The organism is Curtobacterium sp. ME26 (assembly GCF_903970945.1).
Taxonomy (GTDB): Bacteria; Actinomycetota; Actinomycetes; order Actinomycetales; family Microbacteriaceae; genus Curtobacterium; species Curtobacterium citri.
This window is the reverse complement of the sequence record NZ_CAJCKG010000012.1, coordinates 1-13,672: the sequence shown is the minus strand read 5'-3', so window position 1 is coordinate 13,672 and position 13,672 is coordinate 1. Positions and strand designations below refer to the sequence as shown.

Here is a 13,672-nt window from a genome sequence, read left to right as displayed (position 1 = left end):
CCGGCACCCACCGCGGGTCGGGGAGGGGGATCGTCAGGGCTCCGGGTCCGAGCGGACGTCGTCGAGGGTGGCATCGACCACCGGGCACCGGCGCGGTGCCGGTCGTTCGTCCTCGGGTAGGCAGCGCGCCGTCCGGCGGGACCGCACGTCGGCGATCACGGCTCGGAGGCAGGTGCCGCACACGTCAGGCCCGTCCGCGGTCGGGGTCCTGCAGCAGGTGCACCGTCCAGGTCGCCCGTTCCGCCAGACGCCCGTCACGGCAGTCGATGGCGACCCGGAGCGCCACGAGCCCGTTGCGGATGTGCTCCCACGGCAGCGCGGTCCGGATCTCGTCGTGCCGGAGGCGGTACGTCAGGCCGTCGAGGGCGCCGCTCAGGGTCGACGCCAGCAGCGGGTTGTCGCACGCGGTGATGAACGTCCGGTAGACCGGGGTGATCGCGTCGGCACCCCACTGCCACGTGGGCATCGCCATGCAGTCGAGCACCAGGCCGACGCGGCGGAAGAGCGCTGCACGGTCACGGTCCTCCATGTCGCCGATGGTGGTCCGCACGACGCCGCCGAAGAGCAGACCCAGCGCCTGCAGGGTCGGCACGAGCTCGTCGCGACGGGGCACCGTGACGCGGGTGTAGCGGTTCGGCCGGAACTCGACGAGTCCGAGGTGCCCGAGGTCCGACAGTGCTTCTCGGACGGGCGTCCGGGAGCAGCGGAGCCGCAGGGCGAGCTGCTCGTCGTCGAGCAGGGTGCCCGGGGCGAGGACGCCGCTCATGATCTCGGTACGCAGTCGTTCCCGTGCCTGGTCCCGCAGGCGGGGACGGAGGACGGCGTCTGGCGAAGCGAACATCGGCCCCTCTCGCTCGTCGTGCCGCTGGTCGTCCGTCCGGCGGTCTCCTCCGAGCGTACGACGCTGGGATACCAGTGACCCCGGTGATATACCGCTGGTTCCCGCCGGCGCGCGGGCGTGCGGGTGGCGCTGGGTACCCTGGGGCGGTGCCATTCGACTTCGCCGACCACTTCCGGCGCTCCCCGGCCAGCGAGGAGCCCGACCTCGTGGCCATCGACGGCACCGACCGCTTCCTGCTCGACGAGGCGCCGCACGTGCACGGGGACGCGCTCCGGCAGCCCGGCGAGGTCGCGGTCGTCGACGACCGGTACGGGGTGCTCACCCTCGGGGCGATGACGGTGCACGGGGCCTCGGGCGTCCGGGTCGTCCAGGACTCGCTGGTGGGCGTGCGCGCACTCCAGGCCAACGCCGGCACCTTCGGGCGGAGCGGCTTCGTGCTCACCGAGACGCTCGAGCAGGCGTTCCGCGACGTCCGCCTGGTGCTGCTGCGCCTGTCGAAGTCGAACGACCGGCTCGACGAGCTCGCCCGGGCGGTCGCCCGGTGGGCGGCGCCCGACGTCGTGCTGCTCTGCGGCGGGGTCTCGAAGCACATGAACCTGTCGCAGAACGACGTGCTCCGCCGGTACTTCGGGGAGGTCACCGCCTCGCGGGGGCGGGGGAAGTCGCGGCTGCTCGTGGCGCAGGACCCCCTCCGCGCGACGGCGGTGCGCGCGGACGCCACCAACCCCTGGCCGCGCTCGGTGCACGTCGACGAGCTCGGGATGACGCTCGTCGCGCACGGCGGGGTGTTCGCGGGGACGTCGCTCGACCAGGGCACGCGCGTGCTGCTCGGTGTCGTCGACGACGCCGTGCCGTCGGCGCGGGTCGCCGTCGACCTCGGGTGCGGGAACGGGGTCATCGCGACCGCGTTGGCCCGGCGGCGCCCGTCCGTGCGGGTCGTGGCGACCGACGTGTCGGCGATCGCGGTCGCGTCGACGCGGGCGACGGCTGTGGCGAACGGCGTGGCCGACCGGGTCCGGGTCGTCCGGTCGGACGCGGGGGACGAGCTCGATTCCGGCTCGGCCGGGCTCGTGCTCTGCAACCCGCCCTTCCACGAGGGCACGACGGTGAGCACCGACGCGGCGGAGGCGATGTTCCGCAACGCGGCCACGGTCCTCCAGACCGGCGGCGAACTGTGGTGCGTCTGGAACTCGCACCTGCGCTACCGGCCGGTGCTGGAGCGTCTGGTCGGGCCGACGCGACAGGTGGTCCGGACCGACAAGTTCACGGTGACCGCGTCGCGACGCTCGGACTGAGGGACCGCACGAGGCCCCCGTCACCGTGGTGACGGGGGCCTCGCTGTGCGGTCAGCGTCAGATGTGCACGGACACCTGCGTCTGCTTGCCGCCGGAGACGAGGGTGATCACGTGGTCGCCCTTCATCAGGCCGGAGACGGAGATGCTGCCCTCACCGTCGTCCTTGATCACGCCGGTGGCCAGCGTGCGGTCGCCCTCACGTGCCTGCAGGCCGCCGATGCCCGAGGGCAGGCCCCAGACGGTGATCTTCGCCGAGCCGAGCAGCGCGCTGGTGCTCGTGACCTCGGCCTCGAGCGCGTCGGCGGCGTGGTCGCCGTTGCCGATCGTCAGCGTGCGCTCGACCTGCTCGCCGGCGATGGTGGCGGTGACCGTCACGGTCGTCGTGAGCTTCTTCGGTGCGGTGATCAGGGTGTTGCCGTAGTCGGTGTCGCCGAGCGTCACCTTCTTGCTCTCGCCGTTGGCGGAGACGGTGACCTCGGTGCCCTTCGGGCCGTGGACGCCGACGTCGACCTGGCGGTCGCTGACGCGGAGCGCGTCGGCGCTGAAGGCGGTGTCGGACGCGCCGTCGCCGGGCTCCTCGGTACCGCCGTCGCCGGGCTGGCCGCCCTCGTTGCCGTCGCCGGGCTGCTCGCCGCCGTTGCCGTCGCCGGGCTGCTCGCCGCCCTTGCCGTCGTCGTAGGTCAGCGTGTAGGACTCGGTCTTCCACTTGCCGTTCAGGTCCTGGTAGGACGCGGTCAGCTCGTTCACGCCGGGCTTCAGGTCCTCGGAGACGTCGAGCACGAACTCGCCGCTCGCGTCGGTCCGGGCGTGCCCCATCGGGCGGTAGCTGTCAGCGGTCTGCAGATCGACCGGGGAGTAGGCGTGCGCGCCGGCGCCGGTGATCTTCGGGCGGGCTTCGGTCACGGTGCTGCCGTTCGCCGGCGTCTGCACGGTGAACCGGTCGACCTTCGGGACGTAGTGGACGAGGAGGCTCTGCGCCGTGCGCCACGTGCCGTCCGGACGCTCGTAGGAGACGGAGAGCGCGTTGTCACCGGGACGCAGGAAGCTGGCCTTCGTCGACCAGTTCCCGTGCTCGTCGGCCGTCGCGATGCCGATCGCCAGGCCGCTCAGTGAACCGGTGTCGATCCGGACGCGGCCGTTGGGGCGAGCGGTGCCCTCGAAGACCGGCTCCGCGGTGTCGACCGTGTCCCCGTCGTGCAGGTTCGTGACGGCTTCGACGGGTGACTGGCCCTCGCCGGGCTGCTCGCCGCCGGTCGCCGGCGTGACGTCCGTCCAGCCGCTGACGGCGAAGTGGTCGTGGTCGGGGGTGCTCGCCGGCACGTCGTCGTTCACCGCACGCAGTGCGACCTGCTTCGCGGAGGCGCCGCCGGGGACCCGGACCTCGAAACGGCCGTCGGTGCCCGCGTCACCGGATGCGATGATCTCCTTGCGGTCGAGGGAGGCCTCGACGCGGATGCCCCGGTTGGCGTTCCCGCGCAGGACGAGGTCGTCGCCCTTGCGCTCGGTCGCGGTGACGACCGGAGCAGCGGCGTACGCGTCGAGCAGCGCCTGGTCGGGCTCGCTGTAGTGCCCGTTCGGCTTCACGACCGCAGCGGTGATCACCTGCGGCCCGGACGGGATCGCCGCGAGGTCGCACGAGTACAGGTGTGCGTTGGCGGGAGCGCTGCTACCGCTGCAGAGCAGACGACCGCGCTGGTCGACGACCTCGAGGCGACCCTTCGTCACTGAGCTCGTGACGGCGATCGACGGGTTCGAGCGGTCCGCCCCGAAGACGCTGAGCCCGTCGCGCTCGCTGGTGCTCGGTGCGCCCTGGATCTCGGAGAAGCCGGTGAAGCTGTCCGGGATCGGGCGCTCGGCGGACGCGCCGGGGATGGCCGGTAGGTCCGTGTCGGCGTGGGCGGCGGTCGCCGCCACGAAACCGGAGGACGTGAGGACGAGGCCGAGTGCCGTGCCGGCTGCGGCGCGGGTGATCTTGCGCATGGGTTCCTTCCTGTCCGCGATCGGAGACGTCGCGGTCGAGGACCCATGTTGTATGTTGAATACCGAAACTATCTCGAGCGCGTGCACTACGCGGGCAGGGCCGGTACGTCCGCACACGACGGACGGGAGGCCCGTGGCTGCGCAGCCACGGGCCTCCCGTCCGTCGTGCGGTCGCGTTCCGCGACCGTCGGCACTCAGGCCGGGACGTAGTCGAACGTGTCCGGGTCCGGGCCGGTGCGGTGGCCCTTGTCGAGCGAGGTGATCGCCGTCATGTCGTCGTCCGAGAGCTCGAAGTCGAAGATGGCGAAGTTCTCCTCGACGCGCGAGCGCGTGACCGACTTCGGGAAGACGATGTCGCCGCGCTGGATGTGCCAGCGGAGGACGACCTGCGCCGGGGTCTTGCCCGTGGCGCCGGCGATGCGGGTGATGGTCTCGTCGTCGAGCACGAGGCCCTGGGCGATCGGCGACCACGCCTCGGTCGCGATGCCGTGCTCGGTGCCGTAGGCGCGGAGCTCGTCCTGTACGAGGTACGGGTGGACCTCGATCTGGTTGACGGCCGGGGTGATCGTCGTCTCGGCCGCGAGGCGGTTGAGGTGGTGTGCCTGGAAGTTGCTCACGCCGATCGAACGGGCGGTGCCGGCGTGGTAGAGCTCCTCCATCGCCTTCCAGGTGGGGACGAAGTCCGACACGGTCGGCAGCGGCCAGTGGATGAGGAAGAGGTCGGTGTACCCGCCGAGCAGGTCGGCCGACTTCTTGCCGTTCTCGGCGGCGAGGGACGGGTCGTGGAAGCCGTTGTTGAGCTTCGACGTGACGAAGATCTCCTCGCGCGGGATGCCGGACGCCTCGATGGCCTCGCCGACCTCCTTCTCGTTGCCGTACATCTCGGCGGTGTCGATGTGGCGGTAGCCGACCTCGAGCGCGGTGAGGGTGGCCTCCTTCGTGTCCGAAGGGTCGATCTGGAAGACACCGAAGCCGAGCTGCGGGATGGTCTTGCCGTCGTTCAGGGTGATGTTCGGAACGGTCATGTCCCCATGCAACCAAAGCGCCCCCAGGGTGCTTCCCGGGAACGTTCAGGCGGACAGGTCGACGCCCACCCGGTACGAAGGAGTTGTGCATTTCACATACCAAAGATCACGACGAGGCGCCTGTCGCCGAACGGTGACCAGGACCATCGCGGCCGTCGGTGCGGTCGCGGCGGTCGTCGCGGGAGCGCTCCTGTCCCCCCAGGGCGCTCCCGCGGCTCCCCTCCCACCGGTCGCGTCCCGGGGCGGCGTCCACGTCGTCCCGGGAGCGCAGCCGCGGGTGTTGTTCTCGGAGGACTTCGAGAACGGCATGAGCACCCGAACAGTGATGCTGAACCAGTACGTCGGGCGGAACGGCGAGCACTACACCGCGGCGCCGCAGTGGATCGACGCCCAGCAGTGCAACGGCATCGTCACCAGCGCGCGCAGCACGGCGGTGAGCGCCTGCGGGCGGAACGCCGAGATCCGCGGACTCGCCTCGGTGCTCGGACAGGCCGGCGGGACGGACCCGGGCACCAACCACGCGGTGAGTGCCTGGACCGAGGACCGGAACGTCCCGGTGAACGCGGTGCAGGTCGAGCCGACGACCCCGACGCGCGTCGGCGCGTCTGGGCGCTTCATCTCGTTCGGCGTCGTCGCCGCGGCCGGGTCGTGCGGCCCCGAGTGGGCGCACCCGAAGCTCGCGTTCAGCCTGGTCGACGGCGCGACGGAGCGGAACGTGTCCGACCACGCGATCGATCCCTGCACGGAGCAGGGCAGTGCGACGTACTCGTTCGGCGGGCAGAGCTACCGGGCGGGCAGGTTCACGTCGAGCGGCGGGCTGCTCTTCAGCGGCGACACCGTGCAGTGGCGGCTCCGGAACCAGCAGGGTTCGTACAGCGGGAACGACGGTGCGATCGACGGTGTCACCGTGCTCGACTCCACCCCGGTGCTCGCCAACGCCTACGCCGGTGAGCCCTTCGTCGGGGACACCGCGCGCATGACCGCCCGTGTCGTCAACACCGCGGAGCGGGGATCGAAGCCGGGGTGGTCGTTCGCCGAGGACCTGCCGGAGGGACTGCACATCGCCCCCGACCCGAAGATGCAGACGACGTGCCAGGGCGCGACCGTCTCCGCCCCGGCGGGTGGCGACGCGCTCGCCGTGCGGAACGGCAGCCTCGCCCGCCTCGCCGCGGACTGCACGGTCTCCTTCGACGTCGTGGCGGACCGCGCGGGGACGTACACGATCACCGCGGACGACGTCACCGAGCACGTGGGTGTCGACCTGCCGGAGCCCGCGAGCGTCACCTTCCGCGCCGAGCGGAACGCCCTCGCGGTCACCGACCGGGCGGTCCTCACGGACGGGAACGACGACGACGTGGCCGACCTCGGCGAGCAGGTCGCCTTCGCGAGCACCGTCCGCAACGACGGCGACGTCCCGGTCCACGACCTCGCGGTCACCGGGCGGAACGGCACGGTGACGTGCGGTGCCGACGAGCTCGCTCCGGGTGCCTCGACGTCCTGCACGTCACCGGCGCGGGCGGTGACCCAGTCGGACCTCGACGCGGGGCGGATCGACGACACGGTCGACGCGACCGCGGTCTCGCGTGGGGGAGCGACGGTGACCGGATCGGCCTCGGCGTCCGTCGACACGACCGCGTCCGCTCCGGCCGTCGAGGCCACCCTGCGGACCGTCGTCGACGACGGACCCCCGGGCGTCGGCGGTACCGTCGGACTCCGCCTGCGCGTGCGCAACAGCGGCACGGTGACGCTCCACGACCCCACGGCCACGATCGACGACCGCCCCGGGTTCCGGGTCGACTGCCCGGACGGGCCGCTCGCGCCGGGTGACGCGGTCGACTGTGCCGTCGACGGGCGGTACACCGTCACCCAGGAGGACGTCGATCGGGGCAGCGTCCCGTTCGCGGCGACCGTCGTGGCGAAGGACCCGCGGGACGGCGACGTCCGCGGGGTCGCACGGGCCGACCAGCCGACGATCGCACCGGCTCCGGCGGTCGGGACGCGGGTGACGGCAGCCCTGCCCGACGGTGCGGCGTCCGCGCCGGGCACCGTCGCCGACGTGTCCGTGCGCGTCACGAACACCGGGAACGTCACCCTGACGGACCCGGCGAGCACCTTCACCCGTCCCGAGGACATCACCGCGACGTGTCCGCCCGGCCCGCTGGCACCGGGCGCCTCCGTCGACTGTGCGACGTCGGGGTACCCCCTCACCCAGCAGGACGTCGACGCCGGCGCGGTCCGGTTCGACGTGCGGTCCACGGGCGTCGCACCGGACGGCGCCACGGTCTCGGCGACGGACGCGACGACGCTCGCGGTCGCCCAGGAGGCGCGCATCACCACCACCCTGACCGCCGTTCGGGCGGACCAGGACCGGGCGCCCCGGGCCGGCGAGCACGTCCGGCTCACGGCGGTCGTGACCAATGCCGGCAACGTCACCGTGCACGACCCGCGGCCGACCGGTGTCGAGGCGACCTGCCCGCAGGGGGCGCTGGCGCCGGGCGCCGAGCTCGCGTGCGCGGTCGAGGACCACGTCCTCACCCAGCGCGAGATCGACGAGGGGTCGGTGGGCTTCGCGCTGCACGTCGTCGCGACCGCTCCGGACGGCGGATCCGTCGAGGCGGACGACCGTACGGCCGTCCCGCTCGCTGCGGCGCCGTCGATCGCGGTGGGCGCGACGAGCGCCCTGGCACCGAGCGAGCACGAGGTGCCGTTCGCCGGGGACGACGCACAGCTCACGACGACGGTGGAGAACACCGGCAACGTCACCCTGCACGACGTCACCGCGGTCGTCCGTGGCCGTGGGGACACGCGCGTGCACTGCCCGGACGAGGACCTGGCGCCCGGCGACCGGACGACCTGCACCGTGGACCGCGTCGCGCTGACGCAGGCCGAGATCGACGCGGGCACCGTCCACTTCGACGTCGACGGCCGCGGCTCCGCGCCGTCGGACGCCGAGGTGACCGCCACCGCGCCGACGGACCTGCCCCTGCCGCGGGCGACGGCGATCTCGGCGTCGGCATCGGCGGTCCTCACCCCCGTCGAGCACGCGCTGCCGCGCGCCGGCGACGGCACGGCGCTGACCCTGGTCGTCCGGAACACGGGCAACACCACGGTCCGGGACACCTCGGCGCTCGTCGTCGACCGACCCGGCACCACGGTGCGCTGCCCCGCGGGACCGGTCGCACCCGGAGCGGAGGTCGCCTGCGAGGTCGACGGGTACCCGTTTACCCAGGACGACGTCGACGCCGGACGGGTCGACTTCGCCTTCACCGTCACCGCGACCGGGGCGGACGACCGGCAGGCCACCGCCTCGCCCACCGCCGGGGTGGACGTCGAGCGGCGCGCCCTGCTCGACGCGGAGCTGTCCGCGCACCTCGCGGCCTCGGAGCACGAGGTCCCGCGACCAGGTGACCTCGTGGAACTCGCCGCGACGCTCCGGAACACCGGGAACGTCACGCTGCGTGACCCGCACGCCGAGATGGTCGAGCTCGCCGACGGCGCGGTGGACTGCCCCGCGGACCCGCTCGCGCCGGGGGAGTCGATCGTGTGCACCGTCACGGACCACGTCCTGACGCAGAGCGAGATCGAGGAGGGTGTCGTCCCCTTCGTCCTCGTCGGCACCGGTACCGGGCCCGACGACCACGAAGCGACCGACCGCGACGAGGTGCGCGTGGGGCTGCTCGCGGCGAACCGGCTCGACCTGCGGATGTCCCCGGTGGTCCGCACCGGATCGGGCACGGTCCGTGCGGCCGGCGCGCACGAGGTGTTCCACGACGGAGACGTCGTCGCGGTCCGCGGCACGCTGCAGAACACCGGCAACCTCGAGGTCCACGGCATCCGCACCGGCGACGGGCAACCGGTGTCCTGTGCGGCGGCGACCCTGGCCCCGGGTGCGGAGACGACCTGCGAGGGGCGCTTCCACACGGTGACCGATGCGGACGTGCGCGCCGGTCACGTGCTGTTCCGCTCGCAGGCCGAGGGTCGGGTCACCCGTGCAGACGGCGCGACCGAGCAGGTCCGGGGGTCGGCGACGACCGGGCAGACCGAGGGACACGGGGCGACACCGCTCGCCGCGACGGCGGAGGGAGCGGAGCCGGACGATGACAGCCCGGCCTCGGTCGAGGCGCGGCCGGTGCGGGTCGTCTCGCAGGTCGTCCCCAACGAGGTGCTGGTCGAGGCTCGGCCCGGCGCGCTCGCGTTCACGGGGACCGAGGTCCTCCGAGCCGCGCTCCCCGCGGGCGCCGCCCTCCTGCTCGGCGGCGTCCTGCTCCTCGCCCGGGCACGGCGCCGCTCGCGGGGAGCGGGGGGCTCGGTGCGCCCGAGCGACTGAGTCGTCCGGACGCCCCCGGCAGCGGGACCGCTCCGTTCAGCCTGTGCTGGGCACCGGGCGGTCCCGCTGCCACCCTCCGGCGGAGCATATCCAACGTATACAATATACTGATATGCGTTTGCTTTGATCCAGGAGGACTCTTGCTGATCCGCTCTCGGGGGCGCTCCACGCTGCCCGCCCTCTCCGCAGCCGTGACCGCGCTCGCTGCCGTCGCCGCACCGATGATCGGTGCGGTCCCGGCGGCAGCCGCATCGGCTGCACCCATGGCACCCCGTTCGGCCCCCGACGGTGGACACGGTTCCGCGGTCGTCGCGCACGATCCACGCCCGTTCTTCGTCGAGGACTTCGAGAACGGTCTCGACAAGACCCCGGTGATGCTCGACGCCTACACCGGCGCAGCCGGGGAGACCTACACCGCCGACCCCGCTTGGATCGATGCCGCGCAGTGCAACGGCATCATCACCAGCGCCGCCAGCGCCGACATGCCGGGCTGTCGCAGCAACGACCCGCTCCGAGAGCTGGGTCGCGTCCTCGGCATGATCGCAGGGCAGGACCCGACGAACAACCACGCGATCAGCGCCTGGACGGCGTCGAAGGCCCTGCCGGTCGACGGCGTGCAGATCGAGTCGAAGGACCCGTTCTCCCTCGGCGCCAGCGGCCGTTTCGTGTCCTTCGGCGTGAACGCGGCCGCCGGTGCGTGCAAGGGGTACGCGCACCCGTTGCTCGACTTCCGCCTCGTCGACGGGAACGAGGACCGGCCGGTGTCGGAGCGCCCCATCGACCCGTGCGACGACGAACGCTCGAAGCCCTACGACGTCGACGGGAACGCCTACCGCGGCGGTGAGTTCGTCTCGAGCGGCGGCGTGCTGTTCCAGGGTGAGCAGCTGCGCTGGCGACTCGTCAACAAGCAGACGGCCTCCGAGGGCAACGACGGCGCCATCGACCAGGTGACGATCGTCGACTCGACCCCGACGCTCGTCAGCTCCTTCGGCGGAACGCCCGTCATCGGCGACCCGACCCGGATGACCATGCGCGTCGTCAACACGACCGAGCGCGGCGGCAAGCCCGGCTGGGCCTTCTCGGAGCGCCTCCCGGACGGCCTGACCGTCGCCGACGACGCGAAGACCGAGACCACCTGCGCGAACGTCGGCGCGGACATCGCCGCCGGCGCTGCTTCGGTGTCGGTACGCGGTGACCTGGCGATCGATTCCGCAGACTGCGAGGTCTCCTTCGACGTCGTCGCGGCGAGCCCCGGAACGTACGCCACGTCGTCGTCCGACGTCTCCGGCGTGTCCGGTCTCGACGTGGACGTCGACGCTTCGGTGACCTTCGAGCCCGAGCACAACGTCCTCGCGGCGTCCGAGCGCGCGGACCTCAGCGGAGGGAACGGCGACGCGGTCGCCGACCTCGACGAGACGGTGACGTTCGTCACGACGGTCGAGAACCAGGGCAACGTCGTCGTCCGTGACCTCGCGGTCGAGGGCCAGCGGGGCACCGGGGCGTGCACGGTACGGGAACTCCAGCCCGGCGCGCGGACCGAGTGTGCCGAGCCGGCTCACACCGTGACCCAGGCAGACCTCGACGCGGGCACCGTGACCGACTCCGTCGCGGTGCACGCGTCCTCCCGCCTCGGACAGGACGTGTCGGCGTCGGCCGCAGCATCCGTCGCGACGACCGTCGGTCAGCCGGCAGCCGTCCTCACCGTCACCCCGGAGGTCGACGGGCGTCCGGGCGTCGGGGACGAGGTCGGTCTGGAGGCGGTCGTCACCAACACCGGGAACGTCTCGATCGCTGACCTCACGGTCGTCGTCGCGGACCGCCCCGAGTTCGCTGCAGCGTGCCCGGACGGCCCCCTCGCGCCGGGTGCGTCGATCGCGTGTGCGGTCGAGGGCACGCACACGGTGACGCAGGACGACGTCGACGCGGGGTCACTCGGTTTCTCGGCGGTCCTGCACGGCACCGGCGCGAGCGGCGACACGGTGACCGCGAACGCCTCGGCGACGCAGGAGACCGTGGCGCAGGCCCCGGCGGTCGGATCCACGCTCACGTCCTCCGTCGAGCCGACGGGTGACCGTCCGGCGGCGGGCGACCCGATCACCTCGACCCTCGTCGTGGGGAACACCGGCAACGTCACGCTGTCGGACCTCGAGGCGACGGTCGCCGACCACGCCGGACACGCCGTGGACTGCCCGGACGGGCCGCTCGCACCGGGAGCCGAGGTCGAGTGCACCGTCGAGGACGGCACGATCCGGCAGGCGGACCTGGACCGCGGCACGGTGGACGTCACCGCCGACGTGACGGCGCACGGGCCGAAGGGTCAGGACGTCGCCGCCTCGGACACCGCCACCGTGACCGTCGACCAGCACCGGGGCCTCGCCGCCGTCGCGCACGCCGCCCTCGCTGACGACGGTTCCGCACCCCACGCCGGGGACCGCGTCGCGCTCGACGTCCTCGTGCGCAACAGCGGCAACGTCACCCTCCGCGACGTGGTCGCCGAGGTGGACGGCCGGAGCCCTGCCACGGACTGCCCCGAGGACGCGCTCGCACCCGGGGCCGAGGTGACCTGCACCCTCGCCGACCACGTGCTCACGCAGGGGGACGTCGACGCCGGAGCCGTGGAGTACACCGTCGAGGTCCGCGCCACCGGCCCGGGCGGCGACGCCAGCACGACCGACAGCGCGTCGGTCACGCTCGCCCGTGTGCCGGCCCTGACGGCCTCGGCGACGAGCGTCCTCGACGCGACCGAGCACGAGGTGCCCCTCGCCGGGGACACGGCGACGGTCGGGATGACGGTCCGGAACACGGGCAACGTCACGGTCACCGGGGTCCGCGCCGCGGTGGTCGACCGTGCGGGCCTCGAGATGGACTGCGGGGACGACGTCCTCGCACCGGGTGCCCGGACCACGTGCGCGGGCGCGTCCTACACGCTGACGCAGGCCGACGTCGACGCCGGGTCCGTGCGCTTCGACACGACGGTGGCCGCCACCGGGACGAACCGCGAGCGCGCCGAGGCCGCAGCGTCCACGACGCTGACCGTCGTGCGGGCCCCGGCGATCACCTCGCGCGCAACCGCCGCGCTCGTCGACGGCGCCCACGCGGCGCCGGTCGCCGGCGACGAGGCCGAGGTCGAGGTGCTGGTGCACAACGCCGGCAACGTGACCCTGCACGGGCTGACGGCAGCGGTCGAGGGCCGCGAGGGCCTCGTCGTGACCTGCGCCGACGACACGCTCGCGCCGGGAGCCGACGCGACCTGCACGGCGTCGCGGTACCGCTTGACCCAGGAGGACGTCGACGGCGGTCGTGTGGACTTCGCGGTCACCGCTGCGGCCACCGGCGCTGACGGGCGTCGCGTGACGGCATCGGCAGGCGCCGGTGTCGACGTCGACCGAGCGCCGGCGGTCGACGCCGAGGTGCTCGCGCACCTCGCCGGTTCCGAGTCCGCTGTGCCCCGAGCCGGCGACCGCGTCACGGTCGGCGTCCGCGTGACGAACACCGGGAACGTGACGATCGCGTCCGTGACCGGCGAGGTCGTGGAGCTCCCGGACCTCGCCGTCGACTGTGGTGCGGCACCCGTCGCGCCCGGCGCGTCCGTCGAGTGCACCGTGCCCGAGTACGTCCTCACGCAGAGCGACGTCGAGCGTGGGCAGGTCACCGTGGCGGCGGTCGTCGACGCGGCGGGCCCGGACGAGCTCGCCGCCGACGCCCGCGACGAGGTGCGGGTCGGACTCACCGCAGCGAGTGCGCTGGACCTGACCGGCACCGCCGTCGTGGAGGACAGCGCAGGACGGCCGGTGGCTCCGCCCGCCGATCGGGTGCTGCGTCCCGGCGACCAGGTGAGCATCCGGTACACGGTGGTCAACACCGGCAACCTGACCGCCGAGGGGCTCGCGCCGCACGACGGCTCGGTGGCGATGGACCTCGAGCACACGGTCCTCGAACCGGGCGCCCGGACGGCTGCGACGTCGGCGCCGCACACCGTGACGGACGCGGAGGCCGCGGCAGGCGAGGTCGTGCTCGTCGGCCAGGTCACGGGTCACGTCGCACGCGCAGACGGTGACTCGGTCGTGGAGAGCGACGCGACCACCGGACAGACCGGTGGGCCGACCACGATCATCCGGACCGGACCCGCGACCGCGGGACCCGCCAGCGCGGGTGCGGACGAGGCCCCGCAGGGTGCTGCGGTGTCGTCGGAGCAGCTGCGGAC

6 protein-coding genes are annotated in these 13,672 nt (G+C 73.1%); 3 read left to right on the top strand and 3 right to left on the bottom strand.

The genetic code is table 11. The features are described from left to right. Positions 1–184: 184 nt before the first annotated feature. Positions 185–841: a GntR family transcriptional regulator gene (locus tag H7A69_RS06935; protein ID WP_182046392.1), complete on the bottom strand. Its 657-nt coding sequence runs from the start codon at positions 839–841 to the stop codon at positions 185–187. A gap of 146 nt (positions 842–987) precedes the next feature. Here H7A69_RS06935 and H7A69_RS06930 point away from each other — a divergent pair, with 146 nt between their 5' ends. Further along, positions 988–2,136 carry a class I SAM-dependent methyltransferase gene (locus H7A69_RS06930; protein WP_182046391.1) on the top strand — a complete coding sequence of 383 codons (1,149 nt, stop codon included), beginning with the start codon at positions 988–990 and terminating at the stop codon, positions 2,134–2,136. A gap of 57 nt (positions 2,137–2,193) precedes the next feature. On the opposite strand, the gene H7A69_RS06925 is transcribed toward H7A69_RS06930, so the two are convergent. Then, positions 2,194–4,116, bottom strand: a complete 1,923-nt coding sequence (locus tag H7A69_RS06925; protein WP_182046390.1) for a hypothetical protein — start codon at positions 4,114–4,116, stop codon at positions 2,194–2,196. A gap of 194 nt (positions 4,117–4,310) precedes the next feature. Continuing rightward, on the bottom strand, positions 4,311–5,141 hold the full coding sequence (locus H7A69_RS06920; protein WP_182046389.1) for an aldo/keto reductase: 831 nt from the start codon (positions 5,139–5,141) through the stop codon (positions 4,311–4,313). Between the two features lie 307 nt (positions 5,142–5,448). Here H7A69_RS06920 and H7A69_RS06915 point away from each other — a divergent pair, with 307 nt between their 5' ends. Continuing rightward, positions 5,449–9,468 (top strand): hypothetical protein, encoded by a 4,020-nt coding sequence (locus tag H7A69_RS06915; RefSeq protein WP_182046388.1) that lies wholly within the window; start codon positions 5,449–5,451, stop codon positions 9,466–9,468. Positions 9,469–9,731: 263 nt separating this feature from the next. Continuing rightward, on the top strand, positions 9,732–13,672 hold a 3,941-nt coding region (locus H7A69_RS06910), incomplete at its 3' end, for a hypothetical protein (RefSeq protein ID WP_411469352.1).

Excerpts from the sequence above, each read along its gene's own strand:
- H7A69_RS06920 (WP_182046389.1), bottom strand. The coding sequence starts at position 5,141 with ATGACCGTTCCGAACATCACCCTGAACGACGGCAAGACCATCCCGCAG.
- H7A69_RS06925 (WP_182046390.1), bottom strand. The coding sequence starts at position 4,116 with ATGCGCAAGATCACCCGCGCCGCAGCCGGCACGGCACTCGGCCTCGTC.
- H7A69_RS06935 (WP_182046392.1), bottom strand. The coding sequence starts at position 841 with ATGTTCGCTTCGCCAGACGCCGTCCTCCGTCCCCGCCTGCGGGACCAG.
- H7A69_RS06915 (WP_182046388.1), top strand. The coding sequence starts at position 5,449 with ATGAGCACCCGAACAGTGATGCTGAACCAGTACGTCGGGCGGAACGGC.